Below are 26,603 nucleotides of genomic sequence, written 5' to 3' on the forward strand. Positions count from 1 at the left end.
GATGTCTATGCGAAATAACATCACTCGGCAGAGCCTTCAATGAAAGCAGATACGTCACCCTCCAAGACCTCTTTGCGTCGCGCTGTCACGGGGCCGATGCTGTTTCTGTTCATACTTGGCGATGTGCTGGGCGCTGGCGTGTACGCGCTGGCGGGTACCATCGCCGGAGAGGTCGGCGGCGCGATCTGGGTGCCGTTGTTGATCGCGTTGTTCTTCGCAATGTTGACGGCAGGTTCGTATGCCGAACTGGTCTCGAAGTACCCTCACGCAGGCGCAGCGTCGGTGTTTGCCGAAAAGGCTTTCAAGTCACCGCTGATATCTTTCCTGATCGGTTTTTGCATGCTCGCCGCGGCGGTTACAAGTGCTGCGGGTCTCTCACTGGCCTTCGCTGGGGATTACCTTGCGGCGTTCATTGAAGTATCGCCCCACGTTGCGGCTCTGATCTTCTTGTGGGTGATTGCGCTTTTGAATGCGCGAGGAATCAAGGAATCCCTCGGGGCGAATCTGGTAATGACCGTGATCGAGCTGTCAGGGTTGATGTTGGTGATCATTGCGGCGGGTTATTTTTTCAGCTCTGGCGAAGCCGAATTGGGGAGGACGCTGGAATTCAAGCCTGGGGTCAGTCCGATGCTCGCCGTGTTGGGAGCTGCGCTGCTCGCATTCTATTCGTTCGTGGGTTTTGAGACGTCCGCCAATCTTGCGGAAGAGATCAAGGATGTTCGCAAGGTATACCCTCGTGCCTTGTTCGCCGCGCTGATGACAGCCGGCGTCGTTTACATGGCCGTTGGGGTCGCGGCCTCTTCGGTATTGCCGACGGAGAAACTGCTCGCCACCTCAGCCCCGTTACTCGAGGTGGTTCGGGCCTCCGGGCTTGACATCTCGCCTCGAATATTTGCGTTTATCGCTCTCATTGCAGTGGCCAATGGGGCGCTGCTCACCATGATCATGGCCAGTCGACTCACTTATGGAATGGCCAATCTCGGGCTATTGCCTGAATTTCTGGGAAGGGTGCTGCCGCATAGGCGCACTCCGTGGGCGGCTATTATCGCAACGACGCTCGTCGCTATCGCACTGACGCTTACGGGGACTTTGGCGACGTTGGCGCAAACCGTGGTTCTGCTTTTATTGTTCGTTTTCCTCAGCACCAACATCGCCGTGTTGGTGTTACGCAAGGACAAGGTTGCGCAGGAGCATTTTCGGATTTCCACCTGGGTACCCTTGCTGGCTATCGTGTCTTGTCTCGTATTGCTGAGTCAGCAAGACCTGGGCACTTGGCTACGAGGCGCGGCACTTATCCTGGTGGGTATGCTGCTGTATATCTTTGCTCGAATGACCGCGCCTGTTGTCGTAAAACCGAACTAGCCGGGAAGGCGTTGCAGTGCGCGCGTGCTTGGCCACAGCAGCGCGGCCAGGCCGATGGCATAGACCACCGCAAACAGCACGTAGGCGATACGGGTGGAAAACAGCTGGGGCGTTTCTGTTGGTAATGGCGATACACCGAGCCCGAACAGAATAAGGAAGGTGATCAGCCCACCGCCGAATATCTTGCCAGTGGCGTTGCCGATGGCGGCTTTGCCGGCAAACAGCAGGCTTACCAGCAACAGGATCAGCGCCACCAGCCACAGGGTCGGGCGAAGTTCAAACAGCGTGAAGGCCACGGACGCCGCCACCCCGCCCAGCAAGTTGACCAACACCAGGCCGAGGGCGGTGCGGCTGCTCATGCCCAGGGAGAACTGGCTAAGCAACGAGGCCACCGTGATGGGTACGACTATCGCCGTGGCCAGCCGGGGATCGCTCAGGCACAGCGCAACCATCGCCAGCAAGATCGCCGCGCTGGCCAAGGCCTGGCGAATCACCAGCGTCAGCTCGCGCGGCTGGGCGATTGCCTGGTCGGCATATTCACCTGCAGGGTCAGGCAGCAGCGCATGGGCGCCCCAGGTCAGCAGCAAACCCAGGCCGACCGCCTTGACCAGTACAAGCACAATGGACTCGCCCAGATCGCTCTGGGCGATATCGAGCATTGGCACCACAATGGCGATCACCAGCATCAGCGCCGGTCCCGCGCCGCCAGGTTGTCGGCCTTGCGCGGTAAAACAGGCGAGATAAAACAGCCAAAGCAGCGGCAGCAGTACCCACGGCCGCTCACCGAACATACCGGTCATGCACACCAGCAGCGCGCCGGTCAGCATACTTACCAGCAACGTCATCAACCCTTGGGACAGCGCTGGCGCGCGGCGGCTGGCCAAGAGAAACTGGATGGCGAACAAGGGCGCGAGAAACGGCAAGATATCGCCCATGACCAGACCCGTGCACAAGCCCACGGTCACTGCCAGGGCGACACGCAATCCCTGGCGCTTGATCCGCAGCACCTCCAGCGTCGCTTGCCCATCAATTGACATAATTCAGCCAGGCGCCCAGGCGTGTCATGAAGGCCCCCAGCGCGTTAGTGATGGGATTGTCATCGGTATAGATCACCACGGTCACTTGCGAACCGTAACGCGGGCCGATCGGGTGCGGTTCCTCCACTATCAGGCGTACCGGAAAACGCTGCGGGTCACGCACCCAACCACTCTGGTTGCGCACCGAGGGCAGGGCCGAGTTGCTGCTACCTTGTTGCGCGACACCCCAGCCGACGCTTTCGACGCGGCCCTTGAACACGCGGCCCGGCAATACATCGAAGACCAGCTCCGCCGGATCGTCGGCCTGCACATGTTCCAGGCTGTTTTCCTTGAAGGCGGCAGACACCCATACCGTGCCTCTGTCGATGAAGGTCAGAGCCGGTTGGCCGGCGCTGACGACCTGGCCCACGGCGAGCTGGAGATGGGTGATCACGCCATCGGCGGGTGCGATGACCTCGGTACGCACCAAGTCGAGTCGGGCCTTTTCCAGCGAGGCCAGGGCTTGCTTGAATTGCGGGTTGTCGTTGCCTTTGGGCCCGAGTTGCTGGCGGGCCCGTTCCAGGTCGGCCTGGGCTTTGCTCACGGCCGCCTCGGCGGAGCCCAACGAGGCTTTCGCTTCATCCTGGCGGGCGGCGGCGAACACCCCACGCTCGACCAGTTGATTCACCCGTCGGGCTTGCTCGCGTATGTTGTCGCGCTGCGCTCGCGCCGACACCAACTGCGCCTGGGCGGCATCCACCGAGGCGGTGCTGGCGCCCACTGCCTGGCCGCTTTCCTCCAGCCGCGCTTCAGCCTCGCTGACGACCAGCCTGTAGGGTTGCGGGTCGATGCGAAACAGCACTTGGCCGGCCTTCACCCGGGCATTGTCGAGCACCGCTATTTCCGTCACACGGCCACCCACTTCGGCAGCCATTTCCACCACATAGGCTTGCACCACGGCTTGCGACGTCGAGGGCGTGCGGCGCTCCATGAAAATGGCGAGGGTGAACAGCACGGCGATCAACACCGCAACGCCCAGCGCAATGCGCCGTAGCGGATTGGCTGGCGGAGGCTTTTCAGGAAGCGCTTCAGTTTGTAACTCAGGCTCGACGGAACTGGGCGAGTCGGGCATATCGGTACCTGCAAGTCGTGGTCATTGAAGAAAACTGATAGAGCGCCGGGGCGGCGATCCCGAGGTTGCCTCAGATCGCGTCGGCGGTGGTGACCCGTGCGGAGCGGATAAACAGCGCGCGCAGTTTCTCCCAGAAATTGCCCCCCAGGACGAAGAAGCTGCCCACCAACATTGCATCAGCAAGCAGTTGCAACGCCCAGCTATTAGGACGTAGACCGGGTGCTAAGGCATCGACATAAGGTTCAAGAAAAGAACACACCAACGGCAGGCAGAACATCACCAGGCCAATACGGTGGCGGGTGACGCTGACCTCCTGCTCGACGCTGGGCACAAGGCCCGACACATAGCCGAACACCTTCTGCTTGAGCTCTTGAAAACCTGCCTTGCCCATCACCGCGATAGCCAGCAGCAACAGCACTTTGTTGATGATGAACAGCGCGCCGGTGATCGCCGCGATGGTGGAGCGGGGTACATCCGCAGCCGCTGCCAGCGGCACCAACAACCACAACGCGAGCATCAGGCAAAGAATGGCGATGCCCGCCTTGAAGCGCCATTTCGCGGAATTTGACGTTGCCGGGGGCTGTGCCGTGGCCATGCTGCGTTACCTTCTTCGAATTTTTATTGGTTAGGGTCTGGAGCGAAGCAAAGCTTAGCAGCTGGACGGCTAATGCGTGACTAGCGGCACCCTGCATGATGGGAGTCTGTAAGGCGCCGCTGAGAGCAATCAGCCCGCTCGCCCATTACTTCGTCCAGGCCCCGGGCGAAGCGGGCACCTTGAGACTATGCTCACGGCCACTGCAGGCACGTGAGAATGGCATGAACACTAAGTCGGTCAACATCTTGTGGGGCATCGCCGGCTGCTTGACCGGACTGGCGATCGTCGCTGCCAATCCAGCCCAAGCCGCCGGCGACGGCATCGCCCGCGGCCCTACCGCGAGCCATAGCATTGCCTTCAGCAATTCCTACACGGGCAGCGACTTTCGCAAAGTGATGGTGCGCAACTGGCAGGAGATTGCGGCCCAGGCGCAAAAGGATGGCTTGATCCGCGAGGCTCCGGTGGTCAGCGCCAATAATTCGGCGGCAAGTCGAACGCGCCCAACGCAATGCGCTGCGCCTGATGAATCGGGTGAACGACATCCTCGACTTCTCCAAGGCCGAAGCCGGCAAGTTTGAGTTGTGTCCTACCCCGGTTGATTTGAACAAGGCGGTAGGGGTGCTGGCCGAGGACGCCGCGATGGTCGCCGAGGGCAAAGGCTGCGCCTTGACCTGCAGCATCGATCCCGCGCTCGGCACGGTGTTCCTGGATCCCCGGCACTTCGAGAAGATTCTGCTCAACCTGGTGAGCAATGCGATCAAGTTCACGCCCGCCGGCGGCACCGTGCACCTGGCAGTGACGCCACTTGATGGCGAGCGATTTGAACTCGCGGTGCAGGACTCGGGCATTGGTATCGCGCCGGACAAACTGCCGCTGCTGTTCCAGCGTTTTTCCCAGATCGACAATTCCGCCACGCGTCACTACAGCGGCACAGGCATCGGTCTCGCCCTGGTCAAGGATCTGGTCGAACTGATGGGGGGCGAAGTCGGCGTCAACAGCGAGCCCGGACGGGGTTCGTGCTTCTTTGTCCGGCTTGCGCTGGGGGTTGAGCAAAACATCCTGCCGGCCGAAGCCAACCATAGGCACGAGCGATCGTCACCGGGCATGACCAGCACGATAGAGCAGCGCCACCTGCGTTTTGACGATGGACGCCAGGGCAGTCGCAACGACCGCGCTTCAACGCAAGGCGCGGACCACGAGCAGCACCCGGAACACGCCTTGCGATCCAGAGTGCTGGTGGTGGACGACAGCCCGGAAATGCTCAGCTATCTCAGTGAGCTTCTGCAAAACGATTACATCGTCGCCACCGCAACGGATGGAGAGCAGGCCTGGGCGCTCCTGCAGCTTCGACCCGTCGATGTGATCGTCTCGGATGTGATGATGCCCAAGCTCGACGGCTTCGGCCTGACCGCCAGAATCAAAGCCAGCGCCGGTTTTGCCCATTTGCCGGTGATCCTGGTGACCGCCCGCGGCGGTAGCGATGCCTGCATTTGCGGGCTGGAAAGCGGCGCCGACGACTATATCGCCAAACCCTTTTCGCCGCTGGAGCTCAAGGCTCGCGTACGCGCGGCACTGCGCATGAGCCAGGTGCAAAGCGAACTGCAGGCAAAATCCCGCCAGGCGGGCATGGCCGAAATCGCCACCACGGTGCTGCACAACGTCGGCAACGTTCTCAACAGCGTGAACGTCTCGGCAGAACTGGTCAGCAGCCTGATGCGCACCTCCAAAGCCCAGGGGCTGGGCAAGGTGGCCCAACTGATGAACGAACACATCCATGACCTGAGCGACTTCCTCACCAAAGACCACAAAGGAAAGATGCTGCCTGACTACCTGCGCAAGCTGGCGGAGGTGGTGACGGCAGAGCAACAGGGCATCATCGAAGAGCTCGGACAGCTCACCAAGGGCATTGACCACATCAAAACCATTGTCGCTGCCCAGCAGTCCTATGCCGTCGCGGTCAGTATCGTCGAGACCGTGCCGGTCGCAGCGTTGATCGATGATGCCTTGCGCATGAGCGCCGGATCCATGGAGCGCCAGGGGGTGGCGGTGGTCAAGGAAATTGCCGACTTGCCCCTGCTGTCGTTGGACCGGCACCGGATGTTGCTGATTCTGGTGAACTTGATCCGTAATGCCAAACAGGCGTTGGGCGGTGTGATCGATCGCAGCCCGTGCATCACGTTCAGCGCCGCTCTCATCGACGGGCCAATGTTGCGTATCACGGTGGCCGACAACGGCAACGGGATTGCGCCTGAGCACCTGGCGCGGATCTTTTCCCATGGTTTCACTACGCGCAAGGACAGTCACGGTTTCGGCCTGCACAGCTGCGGGCTCGCCGCGCAGGAAATGGGTGGCAGCTTGAGCGTGCACAGCGATGGGGCTGGACAGGGCGCGACCTTTACCCTCGATGTGCCTCTTGATGTTCCGCTGGATAAGTCATGAGCACCGAAGTGGCAGGTTTCTACTGTGTTGACCGGTCTGGTTTGCGCCCGTCAGCCGGATCAGTCAAGGGTAAGGGTGGAATAGACAGCGCAGGCGGCAACGCGAGGCATGTTGCGCTGCCGCCCCCGGTAGTCGATCGATGTCAGGACATCGATTCTTCGCCGCCCGGCCAATCTTTCGTCGGGATGTCGCTGATCGTGCCTTCTTTGACACCGTCGATGCCGTAGCGCTCGATCGAGCCGCCGAGCACTTGGGCGAAGTCATCAGCCTTGGCCTGCTGCTGGCCCTCCCTGACCAATCCGGGGATCAGCGCGGCGAGCACGGCGACGCCCCCGGCAAGGACACCCAGGACCCCGGCTGCACCGGCAATACCGGACATGTAGGGGATCAGCCGTGGCAGGCTGGCGCTGAGCAACCCAAGGCCGCCCTCTACGGCTGACGCCGCACCGGCCAAGGCGCCCAGCGCGCTGGCCGTGATGCCGAAACCACCGGTCAGCTTGTCGCCGCGGCGAATCGCCTGCACGCCGTCGAAGATCCCGTAGGCACCCATCGCCATACCTGCCAGCCCACCCAGGCCTTTTGCGCTGTCCTCGAACCTGGTGGCAATGATCTTGGCGTTCTTGCCGTCCTTGACGTTGTCCTTGAGCTGCTGGAGCAAATCGCTGGGGAGCTTGCCGGTCCGCATATCGTCGATCGACTGTTCTCCGTTCTTGATCGCGGTATCCAGGTACTCCTTGTAAGCCTTGGTGCCGCCTTCGGTGAGCACGGTGGCGGTCATGACTGAGCCGGTGGCAATATCGACCATGTTCCTTTCGGTCAGCTTGCCTGCGCCCTGTACGCCACGGGAGATAGTCACGCCAGCCAGGAACAGGCCGCTGACTCCGTGCAGGACGCCGCTGCTGTACGCGCCTTTGCCATCGCCGCTGGGGTCGAATTTGGTCAGCGCGTTCATGCTGTCCAGTGACTTGATGCCCTGGCGGAACATGTCCCAGTTGCCGCGAAAACCCGCGAGGATTTGATCGGTCGTGGTCATGGTGCCGTCTTTGTTCATCAGCAGTTCGGGTGATTCCCGACGTATTTCATCAATCAGCTTGCGCACTTTTCCTTCGTCGAGCTCTGCGCCGCCATCCTTGCCATAGGCCGCTTTCAGGTCATCGAAGGTTGCTCCTTTGAAGGCGTTTTCCTGAACGATGCTGGAGAAATTATCGTTCAGCTGCTTGTCGAGCGTGCCGGTGAATTCCGGGTCCAGCGCGCCGTTGTAGAGCGCCACTTCCATGCTGAAAGCACCGGCAGCCGCTTCCGGCGTTTCGGTCTTGAGCAGCTCGCGCAGACGATCGCCCGAGGCCAGCGAGTCTTTGTAGTAGGCCTTGAATTCTTCACTGTGGGAGGACTTGCCTACGCCTGCCTGGATCTCGTCGGCCTTGTCGATGCCCAACATCGTCTGGAGGCTGCGCGCAGTGGCATAGAAGTCCGCCAGTGCCTTGGGTTGATCAACCTTGCCGTCCTTGGTAGCGGCGTCCCAGGCTTTGTCCAGCGCCTTGCCGGATTTGATCTGGTCCTCGTAGGTTTTGGTCGCCGCTGCCTTGAGCTCCGGGCTGTCATCAAACAGCTCTTTCATGGCTTTATCGCCGCGGGTCTGGAGAAACTCAGCCGTAGGCTTGTCCTTCTGGAGGATGGCGATGTGGTCGTTGATGTCCTGCAGCACCTTGTCCGGTTCCCAGAACGCGCCGGAGCCGTTGGCAATGGCTACCTTGCCGTAGTCGTCGCCCCACATCCCAGCGGTGGCGCCGTCGATCACCAGTTTTTGCGCATTCTGCAGGTCCATCAGCACGGCGGCTTTTTGCTCTGCCGTGTATTTTTCGGGGTGCTTGAAGACATCTGGGCCCAGCTTGCTGGTGTCGACATTGTCGGTCACGTTGCCCGATACCACGCTCGACAGCATGCTAGTCAGCCCAGGGGCATCAGCCGGGGCGGTGTTCTTCAGCCAGGCTTGGATGTCGGCCTTGCTGACCTTGCCGTCGGCGCTATTGGCCAGCGGATTGCCGGCGGTGTCGAGCATTTTGAACGCGCCCGGCTGGGACCAGAACTCCAGCGCTTCTTTCTCCTTGGCGCTGAGCTGGGGGTTGGCGTCCTTGTAGTCGCTGATGTTCTGTTCGGTCAATGTGCCGTCCGCGCCGGTCTTGCCGCGAATCGAGTCGTACTTTTGCTCAAGGATGGCGGCGTACTGGGCGATTTGTTTGGAGCCTTCGTCGGCGTCGGGTTTGGCCTTGAGAAAATCCTTGAAGCTGGCGATATCTTCGCTGGCCTGGGCCTTGGGCAGTGACTCGAAGCCGAATTTGCCGAAGTCCTGCAAGCGTCCTGCCTCGGTGCCGTGCCTGGCTTCGCCGCTTTTGGTAAAGCCGTCGACACTGCTGTTGGCAACGTCGCCGCCGCTGAGCACCTTGCCGCTCTCATCGTAGCCTACGACGCGGTCAAGCACCTGGCTGGCCCGGAACGCGGCGTCAGGGTCATTCTCGAAGTCGCCGACACGTTCCTTGAGGGCATCTTTTACGCCGCTCTGGTTACCGAGGTTCTTAAGCAGGGGATTGGCGTCGATGATATCGCTGGCAGAGCGCTTGTCGCCCTCCGGAAGCTCCCAGACGATGCCGGCTTTTTCACCTGCCTCGCGAGCCTTGGGATCGCTGCCAACGTTGGCGGCAGTTTCAAGTTTGCCGTTGAGGCTGTCGAAGCCGCCCTTGCCGAAATCCTGCAGGCGACCGGCTTCAGTGCCGTGTTTGGCCTCGCCGCTTTTGGTGAAGCCATCGATGCTGTCGTTGTTGACATCCTTGCCCGCCAGGCGTTCGCCACTTTCGTCAAAACGTACAACGTGGTCCAGCACCTGCTTGGCGCGATAGGCGGCGTCCGGGTCATTCTCGAAGTCGCCGACCTGCTCCTTGAGCATGTCCTTGACGCCACTTTGGTTGCCAAGGTTCTTCAACAAAGGGCTGTCGTTGATGATCTCCTGCGCGGAGCGTTGGTCATTCTCCGGCCTTTCCCATTGGATGCCCCGTGCATCGGCCTTTTCACGCACGGCCGGGTCATCGCCAACCGTGTCGACGTTTTTCAGCTTACCCTCGAGGTTCTCGAAACCGTATTTGCCGAAGTCCTGCAGGCGCCCGGCTTCGGTACCGTGCTTGGCTTCGCCGCTCTTGGTGAAGCCGTCCACTCTGCCATTGTTGACGTCTTTGCCGGCCACGCGGCTGCCGCCTTCGTCCAACTGCTCAATGTGTTCGAGCACCTGTGTCGCGCGATAGGCCGCATCGCGGTCGGTTTCGAAATCCCCTACGCGCTCCTTGAGCTTGTCTTTCACGCCGCTCTGGTTGCCCAGGTTCTTCAGCAATGGACTGCCATCGATGATCTCCTGTGTGGAGCGATGATCGTTTTCAGACAGTTGCCACTCGATACCGGCTTCCTTGGCCTTGGCGCGCTGAACCGAGTCGCCCCACTGGGCTTCGGATTGTTTTGGTACTGGGTGTTTTTTCAAATCCGTCACGGTGAGAGACATCGTCAGGCTCCTGTATTGATGAGTATCAAGGCAGTCACTTGTTCAGAACAGGGGACTGCGTAAATGCAAACTGGCCGGCCATGGCCCCGCGATGCAATGGCCAATGAATACGGCTGTTTATTATTTGTTCACTGTATTAAATATCAGCGAAGCACGATCAATAGTGTGACGTAGCACACATATTAATTCTGAGCCTTGGCAGGCGCGTTACAGTGTCCCAATCATTTGATAACGCCGACAAAGTTACGCCGCTTAGCGCCGAGCTGAACGCCAGTGAGACCGGGACATTATCAGAACGATGTGCAAAGGAGGGCGGGCACACGCAGGTTTCACAACATTTCACAACCTTTGCAACCCTGAAGGATCGCTCTATCTAGAGGGTTATGGGGGAAAACACAGCCATTGGTATTGAAGAGCCAGTACTAAGCGGAAACGACCGCCAATAAATATAAAGTTCCAATGTGTAGCAAGGAAATATTTTGAAATATGTTGTGCAGATGTTTTTCGGTGAAGGCTAAATGATATTGCGCAGCGGTCTGATAGTTATGGGGGCGAGGTTTCACAAGTTTTCACAGCCTCGATTAGTTTCACCTGCGTAGTATCGATTCGTGCAGGGCGGTGAGCTGAAGTTTAATTGTAATAAAGCTTCCTTACTGTGATGCCTGAAGTACGAATACGCCGCTTTGCGGCTGAAGACATCCCATCTAAAGCAAGGAGATCCAACATGAGTGAAGTCCCTCCAGCAAGCTCCGGCGGCGGCGCAGATGCAGCAATCGCGAAAATGGAAGCCACGTTCAACATGGCTATCGAGAAGTCGGCAAAGATCACCGAGCTGACCACAGCCAAAAAAGCTGAGCTCGATGCGACCAAGCAACGTCCGCAGAACTGACGTCGCTGCGCGGGCAGCCGCAAGGCTGCTCGCCTACCTGGCCCTTACGCTGCATTTCACTCTACGTTTTTCGGTGTCTGACTCGCCCTTGCCTGCGCGCACCACTCGGGTAACCCGATATGACAGCCCTGATTTCCCTGACCCCCGCGCCTGGTTCATCCGCTGCGGGAAAGAGCGCTCCACTGCTCAGCATCACCCACGGCCTGCATCAAGGGGTAACGCTCTCCCTCGACAAAGCCGCCTACATTATTGGCAGTGCCGGTAGCGCTGATCTGTTGCTCAGTGACGCCGGCATTGCTGAGCGACACATGGCCCTGCGTTTCGCTAACGGCCAAGTGGCGGTCGAAGCCCTTGGCGGCGACGTCATCGTCATTGGGAGTGATGCCCAGGCGCTCAGGATTCCCATCGGCAGCGGCCACCGCACGCGTTTTCCTCTGGCTGTGCGCATCGGCGATGCTCGCCTGACCCTGAACGATGCCGGCGATCTATCCAAACCCGTGGACCCCGTCATGCGCGCCTCGCGACGTGCGCCGCAATGGATCATCGCGTTGCTGTTGATGTTCTTATGCCTCGGCGCGTTTGCCTTTCGTGGTCAACCCGTTTCATCCCTGGAGCCGCCGACGCGTAGCCATCTGAGTGCGCCCGTCGAGGCAAAACAGCCGAACACCGCAACGGCAGCGCAAGCCGCGACCTGGCTTGAGCAACAACTGGCGGCAGCCCGTCTGAACCAGATAAAAGTCAGCCAATCCGATGGCCAGCTCGACGTGCAGGGCCGCTACGATCCGGCACAGAAAAGCCAGTGGATGCGCGTGCAACAAGCCTATGACGGTCGCTTTGGCCAGCAAGTGGTGCTGCATTCCGATGTCGCTCCTCGCGCCGAGGTCGCCACGCCACGGGTACGTTTCCAGGCAGTCTGGTTCGGCACTAACCCTTATGTCGTCAATGAGAGTGGCAAGCGCTTGTACCCAGGCGCCGCCCTGGCCGATGACTGGACGTTGGAGCGCATCGAAAACGACCAAGTGATTCTCGCCCGGGGCGAAGAACGGTTCACCTTCACCCTATGAAAATCGACCCGCGTCCACTGCTGCCGACCACCACCGGGAAAACCCCCGCGACCGACCCTGTCCAACCGGCGAACCTGCGTCAGGGCGCGCGTTTCGAAACGGTCCTGAGCAAGCGTGAAGTCCTGGCGCGTCGCTCATTGCGCGGCGATGTCGAGCAGTCTTCAAGTGTCGACGGTATCGCTGCACAGCTGTTCGGCAGCACCCGTTCCCTGGAGATTCTCGAATACGTCCTGCACAACGTCCTGCCGGGCCTGGACGCAGAGACGCAGGTGAAGACCCTGGCCCATGAACTGATCAGCGAGGAAATCGACATGCGCCGCAGCCTGGAGCAACAGCGCGCCGAGGTGCAGGCCTGATGCGCCACGAAATGCTCAGCCGCCAAGAGCAGGATGCCGTCGAGTTGCTCAAGGGCATGGGCGAGCTCTATCGCCGTGGCGGCCAGCCGCAAAAAGGCTTGGTGATGCTGCTGGTCGCGGCACATCTAGCGCCGGCCGATCCGATGCTGCTGCGGGGGCTGGCGATGGCCTTCACCGACAGCGCCCAGCCGGCCCGCGCATTGAATGCGTTGGACCGGTTGGTGGCGGCCGAAGGCGAATCGCCGGGCGCGTTGTTGCTACGCAGCCGCGCGTTGTGGGGCGCCGCGCGCAAGGAAGAGGCGCGCCAGTGCTTCAAGCGCTATCTGACCGCCCGCAGGGCCGCTCGATGATGCGGGTCATGAACCACCTGAATGCCCTGGCACGCGTCGCCGCCACGCGCAGCGATGTGATCATTGTTGCGTTCATGCTGATGGCCATCGTGATGATGATCATCCCGCTGCCCACTTGGCTGGTCGACGCGCTGATCGGCATGAACATTGCGCTGAGCATCCTGATCCTGATCGTCGCGTTTTATATTTCGCACTCGGTGGAGTTCTCCGCGCTGCCACCACTGATCCTGCTCAGCACGCTGTTTCGCCTGTCCTTGTCAATCACCACCACGCGCTTGATTCTGCTGGATGGCAACGCAGGTCACATCGTCAAGGCCTTCGGCGATTTTGTCATCGCAGGCCAGGTGGTGGTGGGCCTGGTGGTGTTCTTGATCATCACAGTTGCGCAGTTCGTGGTGATCACCAAAGGCGCCGAGCGCGTGGCCGAGGTCGCGGCGCGCTTTACTTTGGACGCGATGCCGGGCAAGCAGATGAGCATCGATAACGATCTGCGTAACGGCGACATCGATCAGCCCGAAGCCCGTCGCCGTCGCTCGCGACTTGAGCGCGAAAGCCAGATGTTCGGCGCCATGGACGGCGCAATGAAATTCGTCAAAGGCGATGCGATCGCCGGGCTGGTGATTCTCTCGGTCAACCTACTGGGCGGCATGCTGATCGGCATGCTCGAGCGGGGTATGTCATTCGGCGACGCGGCGCACACCTACTCGCTGTTGACGGTGGGCGACGGGCTGATCGCGCAGATTCCGGCGCTGCTGATTTCAGTGGCGGCGGGGACGGTGGTCACCCGCGTCAACAGTGACAACGCCCAAGGCAATCTCGGCACGGAAATTCTCCAGCAACTGGGCGCCAGTCACATGGCGCTGGGGTTGACGGCGTTGATCCTGCTGGGCGTTGCGTTGCTGCCAGGTTTCCCCGCGCTGGTGTTCATCGGCCTGGCAGCGGTGCTTGGGGGCGCGGCATTCGTCATGTATCGCCGTGGCCGGGTGGTCGAGGTGCCTGCCGTTGAAACTGTCAGCGAAGCGGCTGACGATCAAGCACCCGTGCCCGAACCCTCCCAGGTGCTCGGCAAGCCGCTGGATAGCCGGCTGTTGCTCAGCATGGGCTCGGCGTTGGGCCTGGCGGCGCCGGAGTTGCCGCTGGGCCAGCGACTTGAAGCCTTGTGTCATGACATCCGCGCTGACCTGGGGATCGAAGTGCCCGTGCCGGAGCTGTATGTCGATCCGTCGATGCCGGCCAACCGCGTTGTCATTGAGCTCGAGGGCGTGCCGGTCAACGAAGGCGACTTGCCCCCCGACTGCCTGTTGCTCAAGGACGACCCGGTGCATGCGCACTTGCTCGACATTGCGCTGCTGGAACACGATTCGCCCCTCAGCCGTCGGCCGGCGCATTGGATAGAACGGCATCATCGGGACAGCCTGCAAGAGGCCGGCATCGGTTTCATGCTGCCTGACGAGGTGCTGCGTGCCATGGTCGAGCGCACGGTGCGCCGTTACGCCGCGGATTTTCTCGGCATCCAGGAGACCCGAGCGATCCTCGAGCGCATGGAAGGCCTGTACAGCGAGTTGGTCAAGGAAGTGCTGCGCATCGTGCCGTTGCAACGCATCGCCGAGGCCCTGCGCTTGCTGGTCGCTGAAGGTGTCTCGATCCGCAATCAGCGCGCGTTGCTCGAGGCCATGGTCGAATGGGGCGCGCGGCACACCGATGCACCGGATCTGGCCGAACAACTGCGCGCCGCGCTGGCACGCCAGATCAGCCACCAGTTCGCCGACCGCAACCGGGTCATCAGCGCCTTCGTGCTCACCCCGGGCCTGGAAGAACAATTGCGCGCGAGCACGCGGCGTCTGGAGAACCCTGGCGACTCATGGCCCGAACACACCAACCGCGCGTTGCTGACACAAATGCGTCACGCCTGTGAGCGCTTGCCTGAAGAAGGCCAGGCGGTATTGCTGGTGCATCCCGAGTTGCGGCGTGGCATGCGTCGCCTGGTGGTGCGCGGCGAGCTGGAACTGGCGGTCCTGTCGTTTCGCGAGCTGGCCGGCGAGTACAACCTGCAAGCGCTTGGCACCGTCAGCCTGAATGAAATTACGCATCGACGCCCAGCCAGCGGCGTCCCGATTACTCCGATGGCGAGCGCCTCATGACGTGTTTTGTGCAGTTTCGTGGCTTCTGGATAGCCGCCGTTGCAGCGTTGACGCTGCCCGTGATCGCCTGCGCGCAGACCATCGCTGAAGGCAGTACTGGCAACCTCGACCTGGCGTCCGGCGAAGGGCGCATCTTGAACTTCACGGCACCGGTTGACTCGGTGCTCGTCGCAGACCCCGGCATTGCCGATTTGCAGGTGGTGTCGCCCGGGTTGATCTACGTGTTTGGCAAAGCCCCCGGGCAGACCAGCCTGATCGCCTTGAGCCCCGATGGCGAGCAACTGGCGGCGTTGAGCCTGTCCGTCAGCAGCGGTACCCAGGCCATCAGTCGCCCGTTGAAGGCGCTGCATCCCGGCAGCAGCGCGCAGATCTCGGCAACCGGTAATCGAGTCGTGGCCAAAGGCAGCGTCAAGAGCGTGGGCGAGGCCACTGACTTGAACGCGCTGCTGAGTACCGAAGGCCAGGATTTCAAGAGCGCAATCAACGGTGCGTCATACGAGGGCTCGGCGCAGGTCAACATCCGCGTGCGGTTTGCCGAGGTGTCGCGCTCGGAACTGCTGCGCTACGGCGTCAACTGGAACGCATTGTTCAACAACGGCACGTTCTCCTTCGGCCTGCTCACGGGCGGGGCGCTGGCGGCAGAGGCGGCCAGCGGTGGCTCCAACGTGATTAGCGCCGGGCTGGCGTCGGGCAATGTGAATATCGACGCGATGCTTGAGGCGCTGCAGAGCAACGGCATCCTCGAGATCCTTGCCGAGCCGAACATCACGGCCATGACCGGCCAGACCGCGAGTTTCCTGGCCGGGGGTGAAGTCGCCGTGCCGGTGCCGGTAAACCGCGATCTGGTCGGCATCGAATACAAGCAATACGGCGTGTCGCTGCTGTTCAGCCCGACGGTCTTGCCCAACGACAGAATTGCCCTGCAGGTGCGTCCTGAAGTGAGCAGTCTGATGGCCTCCAGTACGGTCAGGGTGGGCGGTTATCAAGTGCCGTCGTTCAGGGTGCGGCGCGCCGATACGCGGGTTGAGGTCGGCAGCGGCCAGACCTTCGCGATCGCCGGGCTGTTCCAGCGCGAAAGCAGCCAGGACGTCGAGAAAGTCCCCATGCTTGGCGACATGCCGATCCTCGGCAATCTGTTTCGCTCCAAGCGCTTTCAGCGCAATGAAACCGAACTGGTGATTCTGATCACGCCGTATCTGGTGCAACCGGTGCGTGGGCGAACCCTTGCCACGCCACTCGACGCTCGACCTGCGGACACCACCACGGCATCGGCGGGGCCGCGCAACGGCGGGATGTTCGGCTTCTACATGAATTGAACAGGGAGCAACCATGAATCGTGTACTGCTGCTGATAGGCCTGGCGTTGACGCTGCTGGCGGGTTGCAAGACCCAGCTGACACCCGCGAGCTACTCGCCGGATTACCAGGCGCTGACCCGCGCCGACGGCCGGGTCGAACTGGTGCCGGTGGAGTGCTTGAAGCCTTCGGTCGAGGATCAATCGGGCAACGATGAAGAAGCGCACGTGCCGTTATTGCCACCCGGCTGCGCCAACAACCTTACGCTTTTGCAGATGGTCGAGCAGCGTTCGGATCTGTTCCAGGGCAGGGCGACCGGTCCGACCATGGCCGCGCCCGTGGGGCGTGCGGCGCAGGTCTACATTGACGGTTATGACCGCGAGGAGCTGCGCCGGCGCCAATCCGAGCAGCAGGCAAGGGCCGACAAGCAGGAGCGCCAATGACTGTCCTTCGCCTACTGAGTATCGACCAGCCCCAACTCGCGCGCCTGGGCTTGCGGGTCTTTTATGGCCTTGATACGGCGCGCTTCAACCAACAGGTCGTTGCGCTCTTCGTTGGAAATGTCGTCCAGGGTGCGGATGTCATTTTCGCGGCCGGCGAGCACGCTGATCAGCAGCGCGTTGCGTTGGTGACGGGGCAGGGCGCGTGCGGACTCGACGACGCTATGGATAGTGTCCAGCGCCCGTTGCGATTTGCCGCCCAGGGCGTAGGCCAGGGCGAGGTTGCAACGGGTGTCGAGGTCGTTGGAAGCCATCGTGAGGCTCTGGCTGAACGCCGCCTGGGCCGCGTCGGGCTGGCCCCGCAGAATCTGCGCGATGCCCAGCCGGTTGAACGCTTCGGGTTGATCGGGTTGCGCACTGGCCTGGGTCAGCACCGTCACCGCACGGTCCAGTTTACCTTGGCGCAGTTGTGCGCTGCCCAGGCCGAGCAAGGCGGCTGCGCTGTCTGGTTGGCGTTCCAGCGCTTGTTGATAGGCGCGCTCGGCGCCTCGCGCATCACCGTTGGCCAGTCGTGCTTCGCCCAGTTTGAGCCAGGCCTCGATTTGCGCCTGCGGCAGCTGCGTGGCCTTTTCATAAAGCCCGGCGGCGGTCACGGTGTCGCCGCGTTGTTGCAGGTCGGCTGCCAGCCCCATAAAGCGTTCGTAACTGCCGTCGGCGGCGGGCGGGGTGCTGCAGGATGCGAGCGTGACGCTGCCAAGCAAGATCAACGTGGGGGCAAAGCGACTGGGCATGGGAAAGACTCTTGGTTCGAGGACGGCGGGGCAATGGCTCGATCAGCGGCGGGGGCCGACCAACCGAAACGGCTCACCCGGCGCGCGCTTCATTTTATCGAGTTGAAGCGCAATAGCGAACGTTATGTGCGCGGTGTTTCCCGTTCCACCGCCGGCAGATGTGGGGGACGCCGTCATGGGTAATCCTTCATTCAAAAACTGGTTTTTCTGGGCACTGACGGCGGTTCTGGCCTCGACCGGCGTACGCGCCGCAGACGCGCCGACCGGCGATGCGCCGCAGTGGTTCGCCGAGCCGTATGCCTACGTGCTGGTCGAGCAGGATGTGCGCGCCGCGCTGGAGGAGTTCGGCCACAACCTGGGGCTCATCGTGGTCATGTCGGACAAGGTTCGTGGCAAGTCTCGCAGCAAGGTTCGCGGCGAGTCAGCGGGGGATTTCCTGACGCAGCTGTGCAACGTCAACGGCCTGAGCTGGTACTTCGACGGCAACATTCTGTACCTGAGCGCCGACGCTGAAAACGCCACGCGCCTGTTCAAGGCCCAGGGGCACGACCTTGAGCAGCTTGAAGATTACCTGGGCAGCCTGGACGTCTACGGCAAGCAGCTGTCGTCCCGTGCAGGCCCCGATGGCGATGAGCTGTTCGTCTCGGGACCACCGGCGTACCTGGGCATGGTCCAGCAGCATGTCGACCACCAGCAACGCCACGTCATTGCCCCCGTCGCGCGGGAGCGCGGTGTGCGCGTATTTCGTGGGGGCGTGGTGACCCTGGAAGCCAGCCACTGAAACCCGAAAAGCAAAAACAGCAAGCCCATAACCCACTGGTAAGGAGCAATACGATGTCAGTCAGCCCTGTCGACAGCACCACCCATGTTCCCCCGACGCCGGAAGCGCAGTTCAATGCCGCAGTGGACAAATCCAAGGCAGAAATGAGCGATGACGAACTCACCGAAGCCCTGATCACCCAAGCCGTTACCGTCGCCGGGCAGTTCATCATCATGCCCAAGGCCCAGGAAATGCTGAACGAAGCCCAGTCGTCCGAAGACGACGAAGAGTAGGCCGCCGCCATGACCGCAAGTCTTGCAGCACCCGCCACGGCGGCATTGCCGCCGTCAGGCGTACAAACCTCGCAGAACCTCTTCGAACACATGGCCGGAAATGCCAAGGGCATGCCCCAAGGCGCTAGCCCGCATCAGATCGGCGAAGGCTTGATGGAGCGCCTGAACGGATTCATCGACCGCTCGCGCAGTTTCTCCGAACGGGCCGATGCGCTCACCAATGGCTCACCGCCCGGCGCTGCCTCGGGGCCGGGTAATACACCAGCGGTGGCGTCGGCACAAAACCACGCCAACAGCGGGCAGCCGCCGAAAAAGGTCGGCGAACAACAGGTCGATCAGATCGTCCATTCGCTGGGCAAGATGTTCGACTATTCCATCGAGACGCAAATGGTGGTGCGCGGTGCAACGCAGATATCCGGCTCCGCCAACACGCTTTTGAAAGGTCAATAAGCCATGTCCCATCGCTGCCGTGCCCTGCGTTTGACGATCGTCGTTGCCTTTGCTGGATTGTTGCAGGCCTGCGATATCGACCTGTACACCAACCTGGGCGAGCGCGAGGCCAATGCCATGGTTGCCGTCCTGTTGCGCGACGGCGTTCCGGCCTCGCGCAAGGTGCAGGAAAACGGCCAACTGACGGTGGTGGTGGACGAAAAACGTTTCGCCCAAGCCATGGCGTTGCTCGATGAAGCAGGGTTGCCGGGCCAGTCGTTTTCCAACCTGGGCCAGGTCTTCAAGAGCAATGGCCTGGTGTCATCGCCGGTCCAAGAGCGGGCGCAAATGGTCTACGCCTTGAGCGAAGAACTGTCCCACAGCGTGTCGGAAATCGACGGCATCATCTCCTCTCGGGTGCACGTCGTGTTGCCGGACAACGACTTGCTCAAGCGCGTGATATCGCCTTCCTCGGCATCCGTGCTGGTGCGCTATGACCCGGCCACCGATATCAATCAATTGATCCCGCAGATCAAGACGCTGGTCGCCAACGGGATCTCCGGCCTGAGCTACGAAGGCGTTTCGGTGACGGCCATCAAGGCCGCTGCCGCCGGCCAACGCAGCGGTGCCCAGCCGCGCCTGGCGACCTTCCTGGGCATGTGGATGCTGGAAGACAATCTGCCCCGGGCGCGGCTGATCTTCGGTTTGCTGCTGCTCTGCACCCTGGGGCTTGCCGGCGTTATCGGTTGGCAGCACTGGCAGCGGCGCGGCGCCCAGTCGGTGTACGTGCTGGAAGACGCGCAATGACAGCAGCTCCAAGCCCCCAGCAGCAAGCCTGGCAAACCTTGCTCGAGCAACCGCTGAGCTTCGTCAATACGCGCCATCTGCGTGAGTGCTGGTCGCAGCCGCTAACCGCTCAACAGCAGGCGGCGCTGTACACCATGCCGCGTTTCCAGGCGCGGCTGCTCCAGCAGTTGATGGGCCATTTCCGCCTGCCGGCGCTGGCGCTTGTGCCGCCGCCGGACGAACAGGATCTTGCGGTGCTGTTGCTCTCTCCCGAAGCGTTCAAGCGCTTGCCGCGTCTGTGCGGCGCGATCTGGCACGCGCAGACGTTGAGCCGCGAAATTCGCAGCGAACGGGTCAACTTATTGCGCGATGCGCTGGGCAGCGAGGTGTTTGCGCTGGCCCTCGCCCATCGCTCGCTGGCGGGCGCTGCGGACCTGTTGCGCGAACCTGCCGAGTTGCTCGACGCCATTGACCACGATGGCGCCCGTTGTCTGACGGCCTGGCTGCAGCGCCAGCCGGCCGGGTTGCGTGACTGGCTCCGGTTGCGTCTGGAGTTGACGCAGGTCGACGACTCGCCTGCTACAGGCGACGCAAACATCGTGCGCCGCGCCGCCGCAGCATTTGGTCCGCCAGACGGAGAGGTGGCCGGATGAGCGAACTACCTACCCGTCCAGCAGCGCGAATTCTTCGTGCCGAGCAGGCCGACCTGTGGGTCGACGGCTATGCCTTTGTCCAGGCCGCGAAGGAAGAGGCGCAGAACCTGCGCAACGACAGCGCGCGTTGGCTGGAACAGGCTCGCGAGGCGGGCTTCGAAAGCGCTCGCCAACAGGGCGCCGAGGAAATTGGTGCGTTGCTGGTCGAGACGTCGTTGAAGGTCGATACCTGGTTGTCTGGGCTGGAAGCGTCCATGGCCGACCTGGCCCTGGGCATCGTGCGTGAAGTGCTCGACGACATGGACGATGCTGAGCGAATTGTGCGTTGCGCCCGCAAGGCACTGAACGCGTTTCGCCAGGATCAATCCTTGAGCCTGTTGGTACCTCGTCGGGACGTCGAGGCGGTACGTCATCGCCTGAACTCGGAGCTGGATAGCCTGCCACTGATCACGGTCGAAGCCGACGATCAATTGGCGCCCGGCCAGGCGCGGCTGAGCAGTCCTGTCGGTTCTGTGGAACTGGGGCTGGAGGCGCAACTGAATAACCTGCGCCGCTACCTGCTGCCGTTTGCAGAAGGTCAGCAGTCGTGAGCGTTGAAGTGGCGGCGATTATTCCACGCCTGGCCGAACGCCTCGGCGAAGCGCGGCCGCGGCCCATGAAAGGCACAGTGCGCAGCATTCGCGGCGTGCTCTTGCGGGCCAGTGTCGCCGGCGTGCGCATCGGCGAGCTGTGCCAATTGTGCGATCCGAGCAGCGGTCGCCGCCTGGCGGCGGAAGTCATCGGGTTTGAGCAGGACGAAGCCATTCTGTCGCCCATCGGTTCGATGGAAGGCCTGTCGACCCGCACCGAAATCATTGCCACCGGCGAGACGCTGGGGGTCAGCGTCGGCGACGCGCAGTTGGGCCGGGTGATCAGCCCGATGGGTGATTATCTGGACGGCGACGGGGTCCTGCCCCTGGGAATCATGCGGCATTACCCACTGCATGCCGAACCGCCGCCGCCGTTTTCCCGACAACTGATTGTCAAACCCATGTCCCTCGGCGTGCGCTCAATCGATGGTTTGCTGACCCTGGCCCAAGGGCAGCGCATGGGCATCTTCGGCGAGCCGGGCGTAGGCAAGTCTTCGCTCCTGGCGAGCATTGTGCGCCACACCGACGCGGACGTGATCGTCATCGGCCTGATCGGCGAGCGGGGCCGGGAGGTGCGCGAGCTGTTGGATGTGCAACTGGATGCCCAGGCACGCGCACGCACCGTGGCGGTGGTCGCGACCTCTGACCGGCCCGCCGCTGAGCGGGTGCGCGCGGCATACGTCGCCACGGCGCTGGCGGAATATCACCGCGATCAGGGCCGCGATGTGTTGCTGCTGATGGACAGCCTGACCCGGTTTGCCCGTGCGCAACGGGAAATCGGCTTGGCTGTGGGCGAACCGCCGACCCGGCGCGGGTATCCGCCGTCATTTTTCTCCGCGTTACCACGTCTGTTGGAGCGTGCAGGGCCTGGCCCGGTCGGCAGCATCACCGCGCTGTACACCGTGCTCACCGAAGGCGACGTATCGATGGACCCCGTCGCGGAAGAGGCGCGCTCGATTCTCGACGGGCACATTGTGCTCAGCGCTGAACTGGCCCAGCGCAATCACTTCCCCGCGGTGGACGTGTTGCGCAGCCGCAGCCGCTTGATGGACCAGGTTTGCAGCGATGAGCAGCGTCACCTGGCCATGCGCATCCGCGAACTGATGGCGCGACGCAATGAAATCGAAATGCTTATCCGCGTCGGTGAATACGCCACCGGCAGCGACCCGCTGGCCGACGAGGCCATCGCACGGCATGCCGCCATCGAAGCGTTCATGCGCCAGGGCGCGGCTGAACCGAGCAGTGCCGAACAGACGCTCAGCCACATGCGCAAGGTTTTGGCATGAATCCGGAGGCTTTATGAAGACCAATGATTTACGCAGCTTGCAGGCCTTGCGTCAGCTGCGCGAGCAGCGTGCCGCCAGCCAGTTGGCCGCTCAGCAGCAACGGTGCAGCGACACGCATCATGCCCTCGATGACGCCAGGGACAAATTGCACTTGCATCGCGAATCGCTTGCTCGCGAGGCTGAGCGCATCTACGGGTCTTTCAGTGACGGGCTGTCGATCAATGCCTGGCACGCGGCCCAGGAACATCTGAACGAGCTGGCGGATAGTCGGCATCAGTTGGAAGAATCGGTTGAGCGGACTGCGCAGTTGCTCGAGGTACAGGAGCAGGAGCGCGAAATGTTTCGCGCTGCCCGCATGGCGCGGCAGCGTCAGGCCGATGCCTGCGACTCGCTGCTTGAGGGGCGTCTGCAAAGCGAGCGTCGCGCCGGGGAGTCTCGGGACGATGCCGAGGATATTCCTGCTGCGGCGCCTGGGGGGCCGGCATGACCTGCCGCGAGCGCGAGTGCTGGGCGCCGGAGCCCGGCACCGATACAGCGCTGAGCGGATTGCCCATCTACGATCCGCAATGGCTGACGTTGCACAATCGCCTGCATCGCCCCCGCGCACCCTGGCAAGGGCACTGCGCCGACCAGCCGGTCAGCGTGCTGTTGGCCGGTGTCACCGCGCCGGTCGAGCCATTGCTCGACATCCATTTATCGCTGGGTGATCACCCGCTTGTGTTGCAACTGCCGACTCCGGCGTTGGAGCTGCTCGGGTTGGCGGATTACCCGCTGGAGCATTTGCAGCGGTTGCCCGGCGCGCTGCTGCTGGAATTGGCTTTGCTCAGCCTGATCGAACCGCTGGAGCAACTGACCGGCCAGTCATTGCGGGTTATGGATCCAGAGGACGTGGCTGACTCGCCGCCTGTGCTGAGCCTGATGCTGCAGGTGGAGGTTGCCCAGCATTCACCGTGGGCGGTGCCGCTGCATATGAGCGCTCACGCCGCCCGCCTGATCGCCGAACTGTTGGATCAGTACGCCGCCCCCGCCACCCAACCATTGGCTGCGCTGTATTTGCCGCTGGCGGTGGAGGGGGGCGAGGCCTGGCTGAGCGTGGCCGAGCTGCGCAGCCTGCGGCCGGGTGATGTGCTGATGCTGGAGGACTGGCCCGAGGCGCAGGTTCGGCTGGTGCTCGGCGCTCATCGGCAAGCTCGCGCTGAACGCGATGGCGAGACCTTGAAGCTGCTTGAAAAACTGACTGCCGTTAACTTCTTGAAGGAACATCCCATGTCTGTAACAACCGTCGGGTCCGATTTGGACACTGCGCTTGACACCACGCTGGACGACCTGCCGCTCAAACTGGTGTGTCAGGTCGGCAGCGTGGACCTGTCGCTGGCGCAATTGCGTGAGTTGGGCGCGGGAAGCCTGGTGCAGCTGGCGCCGCAGATGCATGCCGGCGTCGACCTTATGGTCAACGGCCGACGCGTCGGCCAGGGCCAACTCGTGAAGATTGGCGACGGTCTGGGCGTGCGTCTTCTGAGCTTCTGCACGCCATGAATGGCTACCAGCCCAACCTGATCGAAATCATTCTGGTCGTTGCCACCATCGGCCTTATTCCGCTGGCCGTGGTGACCCTGACGGGTTTCATGAAGATATCCGTGGTGCTGTTTCTGATTCGCAACGCCCTGGGTGTGCAGCAGACGCCGCCGAACCTGGTGCTGTATGGCATCGCCCTGATCCTTTCGGTGTATGTGACGACGCCGTTGATTGGTGACATGTATCGCCAAGTGGAAGGGCGAAACTTGAATATGGAAAACGTCGAGCAACTGCGCGAGCTCGGTGATGCACTCAGGCCGCCGTTGCAGGCACATCTGTCGCGGTTCGCCAACGAAAGCGAGCGCGGTTTTTTCGTGCAGGCCACCGAAACGATCTGGTCGCCTGAAGCCCGCGCAGACCTGCGCGACGATGATCTGGTGGTATTGGTGCCAGCCTTCGTCAGCTCTGAGCTGACGCGCGCGTTCGAGATCGGCTTCCTGCTGTACATCCCGTTCCTGGTGGTGGATCTGCTGGTCGCCAACGTCTTGATGGCGATGGGCATGTCGATGGTTTCACCGACGCTCATATCGATACCGCTGAAGATTTTTCTCTTTGTTGCCTTGAGCGGCTGGTCGCGCTTGATGCATGGCCTGATTCTTAGTTACGGGTGAAATCATGGGGCAGGATGTTTTTCTTTCGTTGATGAACAAGGCGTTGATGACCGTGCTGTTGCTGTCAGCACCCGCGCTTGGTATCGCCATCGTTGTCGGCCTCGGCGTGGGGTTGCTGCAAGCGCTGACGCAAATCCAGGACCAGACCTTGCCGCAAGTGGTGAAGCTGGTTGCCGTGCTGCTGGTGATCGTGTTCGTCGGGCCGCTGTTGGCCAGCCAGGTCGCCGAGCTTGGCAGTGAAGTGTTGGATAACTTCCCGTTGTGGACGCGCTGAGCCTAAATGGATGCCAACGTCGCCAACGCCTTCCTCGAGGTTGCGTACCCGGTCATCAGCTCGGCGGCACTGGCGGCCAGCCGTGCCATGGGCGTGGTGCTCATTACCCCGGCGTTCAATCGCCTCGGCCTGACCGGCATGATCCGCGGCTGCGTCGCGGTGGCGATCGCCATTCCGATGTTCGTGCCGGTATTCGGCGCTTTCACGGCGTTACCCGAGCACGGCAGTTTTTTTCTCGCGGGCTTGATGGTCAAGGAGATGCTGATCGGCGTGCTTATCGGGCTGTTATTCGGCATTCCGTTCTGGGCGGCCGAGGTGGCGGGGGAGCTGGTCGACCTGCAGCGCGGCTCGACCATGGCGCAACTGGTCGACCCGTTGTCGTCCGGCGAGTCCAGCGTCATGGCGACGCTTTTGACGGTGATGCTGATTACGCTGTTCTTCATGTCCGGCGGCTTCATCATGTTGGTCGACGGCTATTACCACAGTTACCAGTTGTGGCCGGTAACGGCGTTTACCCCGTTGTTCGCCAGCTCGGCGCTGATGGCCGTGCTGTCGATTCTCGACCAGGTGATGCGCGTCGGTGTGCTGATGGTTTCGCCGCTGATCATCTGCTTGCTGGTAACCGACCTGATGCTCGCGTATCTGTCGCGGATGGCGCCAAGCCTGCATATTTTCGACATGTCGCTGCCGGTAAAGAACCTCTTTTTTACAGTGTTGATGGTGATCTACATCGGCTTCCTGATTCCGGTGATGCTCGACCAGTTGGGCGAATTTCGCGGTACCGTGGAGTTCCTCAAAACCCTCGCAGGTTCGTTATGAGCCGTTGTTCATCGCGGGCCTTGCATGGGCGATAGCAGCGAAGAAAAATCCCAGCCGGCCACGGACAAGAAACTGCGTGATGCAAGGCAGAAGGGGCAGGTCGCCAAAAGCCAGGACCTGGTGTCCGGGATGGTCATCCTGTTCTGCACACTCTGCATATCGATCCTGTTGCCGCGAGCGCAGGCTCAAGTAGCGGCGTTGCTGGACATGGTTGCGCTGCTGTACATCGAGCCGTTTCACGCCGTCTGGCCTCGGGTGCTGGACAGCGCCGAGCAGCTGGTGCTGACGATCACGTTGCCGGTGGTTTCGGTGACGGTAGGCGTGGTCATCGTCACTAACATCGTTTCAATGCGCGGCGTTGTATTTTCGGTGGAGCCGATCAAGCCGGATTTCAAGCGCATCAACCCGGCTGAAGGCTTCAAGCGTATTTTTTCGATGCGCAGTTTCGTGGAATTCCTCAAGGGGCTGGTGAAGCTGGTCATGCTCGCCTTGGCATTTTACGTGGTCGGCCGGCATGCCTTGCAGGCGCTGATGGAATCATCGCGTTGCGGTGCCGGATGTATCGAATCGACGTTTTACCTGGTGCTCAAGCCCTTGATGCTGACCGTGCTGGCCGCGTTTCTGCTGGTCGGTTGCGTCGATGTGCTGATGCAGCGCTGGTTGTTTGGCCGCGACATGAAAATGACCCGCAGCGAGCAGAAACGCGAGCGCAAGGATGTCGACGGCGACCCGCTGATCAAGAGCGAACGTCAGCGCCAGCGTCGGGAAATGCAGGCATTGGCGACCAAATTGGGGCTGGGTCGTGCCTCGCTGATGATCGGCACCGGCGGCGGCTGGGTTGTCGGTGTGCGTTATGTCCGTGGCGAGACGCCCGTTCCCGTTGTGGTGTGCCGCGCCGAGCCGCAGGACTCGTCGGCCATGCTGGCGGAAGCGGCGACCTTGGGTATCGCCCACGGCTTGAACGCCAAGCTGGCCGCTGATATTGCCAAGCGTGCGGTGCCCGGTGAACCGGTGCCTGACTCTACCTTCCAGGCCGTGGCCGACCTGCTGGTGGCGGCGCGGTTGATTTGAAAGT

The 26,603-nt window shown here is 61.7% G+C and carries 26 protein-coding genes and 4 pseudogenes; 25 read left to right on the forward strand and 5 right to left on the reverse strand.

All coding sequences use genetic code 11. From position 1 onward, the window contains the following. The first annotated feature begins 39 nt into the window (after positions 1 to 39). Entirely contained in the window at positions 40 to 1,362 is a 1,323-nt protein-coding gene (locus J3P82_RS11320) for an APC family permease (RefSeq protein ID WP_434563106.1), read from the forward strand. Here J3P82_RS11320 and J3P82_RS11325 read toward each other — a convergent pair. The 3 genes from J3P82_RS11325 to J3P82_RS11335 all read right to left on the reverse strand — a co-directional run bounded on the left by J3P82_RS11325 (position 1,359) and on the right by J3P82_RS11335 (position 4,105). Next, positions 1,359 to 2,399: a DUF2955 domain-containing protein gene (locus tag J3P82_RS11325; protein WP_434563108.1), complete on the reverse strand. Its 1,041-nt coding sequence runs from the start codon at positions 2,397 to 2,399 to the stop codon at positions 1,359 to 1,361. The genes J3P82_RS11320 and J3P82_RS11325 overlap by 4 nt on opposite strands. Next, positions 2,389 to 3,510 (reverse strand): HlyD family secretion protein, encoded by a 1,122-nt coding sequence (locus J3P82_RS11330; protein ID WP_434563109.1) that lies wholly within the window; start codon positions 3,508 to 3,510, stop codon positions 2,389 to 2,391. The genes J3P82_RS11325 and J3P82_RS11330 overlap by 11 nt, the downstream gene beginning before the upstream one ends. 70 nt (positions 3,511 to 3,580) lie before the next feature. Beyond that, complete coding sequence (locus tag J3P82_RS11335) at positions 3,581 to 4,105, reverse strand: transporter suffix domain-containing protein (RefSeq protein ID WP_434563111.1); 525 nt, start codon at positions 4,103 to 4,105, stop codon at positions 3,581 to 3,583. Positions 4,106 to 4,326: 221 nt separating this feature from the next. Between J3P82_RS11335 and J3P82_RS11340 the strand changes: the two are divergent. The 4 pseudogenes from J3P82_RS11340 to J3P82_RS11355 form a co-directional block, all read left to right on the forward strand. Beyond that, positions 4,327 to 4,614, forward strand: a pseudogene (locus J3P82_RS11340) (ABC transporter substrate-binding protein); the annotation flags it as partial. Positions 4,615 to 4,744: 130 nt separating this feature from the next. Then, positions 4,745 to 5,086, forward strand: a pseudogene (locus J3P82_RS11345) (sensor histidine kinase); the annotation flags it as partial. Next, a pseudogene (locus tag J3P82_RS11350) lies at positions 5,078 to 5,683 on the forward strand (ATP-binding response regulator); the annotation flags it as partial. The pseudogenes J3P82_RS11345 and J3P82_RS11350, both read left to right, overlap by 9 nt. 567 nt (positions 5,684 to 6,250) lie before the next feature. After that, positions 6,251 to 6,544, forward strand: a pseudogene (locus J3P82_RS11355) (ATP-binding protein); the annotation flags it as partial. A gap of 142 nt (positions 6,545 to 6,686) precedes the next feature. On the opposite strand, the gene J3P82_RS11360 reads toward J3P82_RS11355, so the two are convergent. Continuing rightward, positions 6,687 to 10,088 carry a type III effector HrpK domain-containing protein gene (locus J3P82_RS11360; protein ID WP_434563113.1) on the reverse strand — a complete coding sequence of 1,134 codons (3,402 nt, stop codon included), beginning with the start codon at positions 10,086 to 10,088 and terminating at the stop codon, positions 6,687 to 6,689. Positions 10,089 to 10,812: 724 nt separating this feature from the next. Here J3P82_RS11360 and J3P82_RS11365 point away from each other — a divergent pair. From J3P82_RS11365 to J3P82_RS11395, 7 genes are all read left to right on the forward strand, one after another. Further along, complete coding sequence (locus J3P82_RS11365) at positions 10,813 to 10,977, forward strand: hypothetical protein (protein WP_162835389.1); 165 nt, start codon at positions 10,813 to 10,815, stop codon at positions 10,975 to 10,977. Between the two features lie 119 nt (positions 10,978 to 11,096). Next, positions 11,097 to 12,041 carry a SctD/MshK family protein gene (locus tag J3P82_RS11370; protein WP_434563115.1) on the forward strand — a complete coding sequence of 315 codons (945 nt, stop codon included), beginning with the start codon at positions 11,097 to 11,099 and terminating at the stop codon, positions 12,039 to 12,041. Next, the gene (locus J3P82_RS11375; protein ID WP_434563117.1) at positions 12,038 to 12,397 is read left to right on the forward strand and encodes a hypothetical protein; all 360 of its coding nucleotides are present in this window, start codon (positions 12,038 to 12,040) and stop codon (positions 12,395 to 12,397) included. The genes J3P82_RS11370 and J3P82_RS11375 overlap by 4 nt, the downstream gene beginning before the upstream one ends. Then, complete coding sequence (locus J3P82_RS11380) at positions 12,397 to 12,747, forward strand: tetratricopeptide repeat protein (RefSeq protein WP_434563119.1); 351 nt, start codon at positions 12,397 to 12,399, stop codon at positions 12,745 to 12,747. The genes J3P82_RS11375 and J3P82_RS11380 overlap by 1 nt, the downstream gene beginning before the upstream one ends. Further along, the gene (sctV, locus tag J3P82_RS11385; protein WP_434563789.1) at positions 12,747 to 14,888 is read left to right on the forward strand and encodes a type III secretion system export apparatus subunit SctV; all 2,142 of its coding nucleotides are present in this window, start codon (positions 12,747 to 12,749) and stop codon (positions 14,886 to 14,888) included. Before J3P82_RS11380 ends, sctV begins: the two co-directional genes overlap by 1 nt. Next, complete coding sequence (locus J3P82_RS11390) at positions 14,885 to 16,204, forward strand: type II and III secretion system protein family protein (RefSeq protein WP_434563120.1); 1,320 nt, start codon at positions 14,885 to 14,887, stop codon at positions 16,202 to 16,204. The genes sctV and J3P82_RS11390 overlap by 4 nt, the downstream gene beginning before the upstream one ends. A 13-nt stretch (positions 16,205 to 16,217) precedes the next feature. Beyond that, entirely contained in the window at positions 16,218 to 16,625 is a 408-nt protein-coding gene (locus tag J3P82_RS11395) for a hypothetical protein (RefSeq protein WP_434563122.1), read from the forward strand. Positions 16,626 to 16,636: 11 nt separating this feature from the next. Here the strand turns inward: J3P82_RS11395 and J3P82_RS11400 are convergent, their stop codons facing one another. Next, positions 16,637 to 17,413: a tetratricopeptide repeat protein gene (locus J3P82_RS11400; protein ID WP_434563124.1), complete on the reverse strand. Its 777-nt coding sequence runs from the start codon at positions 17,411 to 17,413 to the stop codon at positions 16,637 to 16,639. A gap of 175 nt (positions 17,414 to 17,588) precedes the next feature. Between J3P82_RS11400 and J3P82_RS11405 the strand changes: the two genes are divergently transcribed. From J3P82_RS11405 to J3P82_RS11465, 13 genes are read left to right on the forward strand one after another with little or no spacing between them, the layout of a single operon-like run. Further along, positions 17,589 to 18,194: a type III secretion protein gene (locus tag J3P82_RS11405; protein WP_434563126.1), complete on the forward strand. Its 606-nt coding sequence runs from the start codon at positions 17,589 to 17,591 to the stop codon at positions 18,192 to 18,194. A 53-nt stretch (positions 18,195 to 18,247) separates the two neighbouring features. Next, on the forward strand, positions 18,248 to 18,466 hold the full coding sequence (locus J3P82_RS11410; RefSeq protein ID WP_434563128.1) for a hypothetical protein: 219 nt from the start codon (positions 18,248 to 18,250) through the stop codon (positions 18,464 to 18,466). Between the two features lie 9 nt (positions 18,467 to 18,475). Next, on the forward strand, positions 18,476 to 18,916 hold the full coding sequence (locus J3P82_RS11415; RefSeq protein ID WP_434563130.1) for a hypothetical protein: 441 nt from the start codon (positions 18,476 to 18,478) through the stop codon (positions 18,914 to 18,916). 3 nt (positions 18,917 to 18,919) lie between these two features. After that, complete coding sequence (gene sctJ, locus J3P82_RS11420) at positions 18,920 to 19,702, forward strand: type III secretion system inner membrane ring lipoprotein SctJ (RefSeq protein ID WP_434563131.1); 783 nt, start codon at positions 18,920 to 18,922, stop codon at positions 19,700 to 19,702. Further along, complete coding sequence (locus tag J3P82_RS11425; RefSeq protein ID WP_434563133.1) at positions 19,699 to 20,334, forward strand: type III secretion protein; 636 nt, start codon at positions 19,699 to 19,701, stop codon at positions 20,332 to 20,334. Before sctJ ends, J3P82_RS11425 begins: the two co-directional genes overlap by 4 nt. Next, the gene (gene sctL / locus J3P82_RS11430) at positions 20,331 to 20,924 is read left to right on the forward strand and encodes a type III secretion system stator protein SctL (RefSeq protein WP_434563135.1); all 594 of its coding nucleotides are present in this window, start codon (positions 20,331 to 20,333) and stop codon (positions 20,922 to 20,924) included. Before J3P82_RS11425 ends, sctL begins: the two co-directional genes overlap by 4 nt. Next, positions 20,921 to 22,249 (forward strand): FliI/YscN family ATPase, encoded by a 1,329-nt coding sequence (locus tag J3P82_RS11435; protein ID WP_434563137.1) that lies wholly within the window; start codon positions 20,921 to 20,923, stop codon positions 22,247 to 22,249. Before sctL ends, J3P82_RS11435 begins: the two co-directional genes overlap by 4 nt. Positions 22,250 to 22,262: 13 nt before the next feature. After that, positions 22,263 to 22,736, forward strand: coding sequence for a hypothetical protein (locus J3P82_RS11440; protein ID WP_434563139.1), 474 nt, complete (start codon positions 22,263 to 22,265; stop codon positions 22,734 to 22,736). After that, a complete protein-coding gene (sctQ, locus tag J3P82_RS11445) occupies positions 22,733 to 23,785 on the forward strand; it encodes a type III secretion system cytoplasmic ring protein SctQ (protein WP_434563141.1) in 1,053 nt (350 codons plus the stop codon). The genes J3P82_RS11440 and sctQ overlap by 4 nt, the downstream gene beginning before the upstream one ends. Further along, positions 23,782 to 24,435 carry a type III secretion system export apparatus subunit SctR gene (sctR, locus tag J3P82_RS11450; RefSeq protein ID WP_186642427.1) on the forward strand — a complete coding sequence of 218 codons (654 nt, stop codon included), beginning with the start codon at positions 23,782 to 23,784 and terminating at the stop codon, positions 24,433 to 24,435. Before sctQ ends, sctR begins: the two co-directional genes overlap by 4 nt. Positions 24,436 to 24,439: 4 nt before the next feature. Beyond that, positions 24,440 to 24,709 (forward strand): EscS/YscS/HrcS family type III secretion system export apparatus protein, encoded by a 270-nt coding sequence (locus J3P82_RS11455; RefSeq protein WP_048726514.1) that lies wholly within the window; start codon positions 24,440 to 24,442, stop codon positions 24,707 to 24,709. A 6-nt stretch (positions 24,710 to 24,715) separates the two neighbouring features. Further along, a complete protein-coding gene (gene sctT, locus J3P82_RS11460) occupies positions 24,716 to 25,528 on the forward strand; it encodes a type III secretion system export apparatus subunit SctT (protein WP_434563143.1) in 813 nt (270 codons plus the stop codon). 24 nt (positions 25,529 to 25,552) lie between these two features. Next, positions 25,553 to 26,599: an EscU/YscU/HrcU family type III secretion system export apparatus switch protein gene (locus J3P82_RS11465; RefSeq protein WP_434563145.1), complete on the forward strand. Its 1,047-nt coding sequence runs from the start codon at positions 25,553 to 25,555 to the stop codon at positions 26,597 to 26,599. Positions 26,600 to 26,603 lie beyond the last annotated feature (4 nt).

This window comes from Pseudomonas sp. Z4-20, assembly GCF_051131955.1.
GTDB classification, from domain to species: domain Bacteria; phylum Pseudomonadota; class Gammaproteobacteria; order Pseudomonadales; family Pseudomonadaceae; genus Aquipseudomonas; species Aquipseudomonas marvdashtae.

Excerpts from the sequence above, each read along its gene's own strand:
- sctR (WP_186642427.1), top strand. The coding sequence starts at position 23,782 with ATGAATGGCTACCAGCCCAACCTGATCGAAATCATTCTGGTCGTTGCC.
- J3P82_RS11365 (WP_162835389.1), top strand. The coding sequence starts at position 10,813 with ATGAGTGAAGTCCCTCCAGCAAGCTCCGGCGGCGGCGCAGATGCAGCA.
- J3P82_RS11415 (WP_434563130.1), top strand. The coding sequence starts at position 18,476 with ATGACCGCAAGTCTTGCAGCACCCGCCACGGCGGCATTGCCGCCGTCA.
- J3P82_RS11330 (WP_434563109.1), bottom strand. The coding sequence starts at position 3,510 with ATGCCCGACTCGCCCAGTTCCGTCGAGCCTGAGTTACAAACTGAAGCG.
- sctQ (WP_434563141.1), top strand. The coding sequence starts at position 22,733 with ATGACCTGCCGCGAGCGCGAGTGCTGGGCGCCGGAGCCCGGCACCGAT.
- sctV (WP_434563789.1), top strand. The coding sequence starts at position 12,747 with ATGCGGGTCATGAACCACCTGAATGCCCTGGCACGCGTCGCCGCCACG.
- J3P82_RS11375 (WP_434563117.1), top strand. The coding sequence starts at position 12,038 with ATGAAAATCGACCCGCGTCCACTGCTGCCGACCACCACCGGGAAAACC.
- J3P82_RS11370 (WP_434563115.1), top strand. The coding sequence starts at position 11,097 with ATGACAGCCCTGATTTCCCTGACCCCCGCGCCTGGTTCATCCGCTGCG.
- J3P82_RS11320 (WP_434563106.1), top strand. The coding sequence starts at position 40 with ATGAAAGCAGATACGTCACCCTCCAAGACCTCTTTGCGTCGCGCTGTC.
- J3P82_RS11440 (WP_434563139.1), top strand. The coding sequence starts at position 22,263 with ATGAAGACCAATGATTTACGCAGCTTGCAGGCCTTGCGTCAGCTGCGC.
- J3P82_RS11410 (WP_434563128.1), top strand. The coding sequence starts at position 18,248 with ATGTCAGTCAGCCCTGTCGACAGCACCACCCATGTTCCCCCGACGCCG.
- J3P82_RS11425 (WP_434563133.1), top strand. The coding sequence starts at position 19,699 with ATGACAGCAGCTCCAAGCCCCCAGCAGCAAGCCTGGCAAACCTTGCTC.
- J3P82_RS11335 (WP_434563111.1), bottom strand. The coding sequence starts at position 4,105 with ATGGCCACGGCACAGCCCCCGGCAACGTCAAATTCCGCGAAATGGCGC.
- J3P82_RS11400 (WP_434563124.1), bottom strand. The coding sequence starts at position 17,413 with ATGCCCAGTCGCTTTGCCCCCACGTTGATCTTGCTTGGCAGCGTCACG.
- J3P82_RS11390 (WP_434563120.1), top strand. The coding sequence starts at position 14,885 with ATGACGTGTTTTGTGCAGTTTCGTGGCTTCTGGATAGCCGCCGTTGCA.
- sctT (WP_434563143.1), top strand. The coding sequence starts at position 24,716 with ATGGATGCCAACGTCGCCAACGCCTTCCTCGAGGTTGCGTACCCGGTC.
- J3P82_RS11360 (WP_434563113.1), bottom strand. The coding sequence starts at position 10,088 with ATGTCTCTCACCGTGACGGATTTGAAAAAACACCCAGTACCAAAACAA.
- J3P82_RS11380 (WP_434563119.1), top strand. The coding sequence starts at position 12,397 with ATGCGCCACGAAATGCTCAGCCGCCAAGAGCAGGATGCCGTCGAGTTG.
- J3P82_RS11455 (WP_048726514.1), top strand. The coding sequence starts at position 24,440 with ATGGGGCAGGATGTTTTTCTTTCGTTGATGAACAAGGCGTTGATGACC.
- J3P82_RS11405 (WP_434563126.1), top strand. The coding sequence starts at position 17,589 with ATGGGTAATCCTTCATTCAAAAACTGGTTTTTCTGGGCACTGACGGCG.
- sctL (WP_434563135.1), top strand. The coding sequence starts at position 20,331 with ATGAGCGAACTACCTACCCGTCCAGCAGCGCGAATTCTTCGTGCCGAG.
- J3P82_RS11465 (WP_434563145.1), top strand. The coding sequence starts at position 25,553 with ATGGGCGATAGCAGCGAAGAAAAATCCCAGCCGGCCACGGACAAGAAA.
- J3P82_RS11395 (WP_434563122.1), top strand. The coding sequence starts at position 16,218 with ATGAATCGTGTACTGCTGCTGATAGGCCTGGCGTTGACGCTGCTGGCG.
- J3P82_RS11325 (WP_434563108.1), bottom strand. The coding sequence starts at position 2,399 with ATGTCAATTGATGGGCAAGCGACGCTGGAGGTGCTGCGGATCAAGCGC.
- sctJ (WP_434563131.1), top strand. The coding sequence starts at position 18,920 with ATGTCCCATCGCTGCCGTGCCCTGCGTTTGACGATCGTCGTTGCCTTT.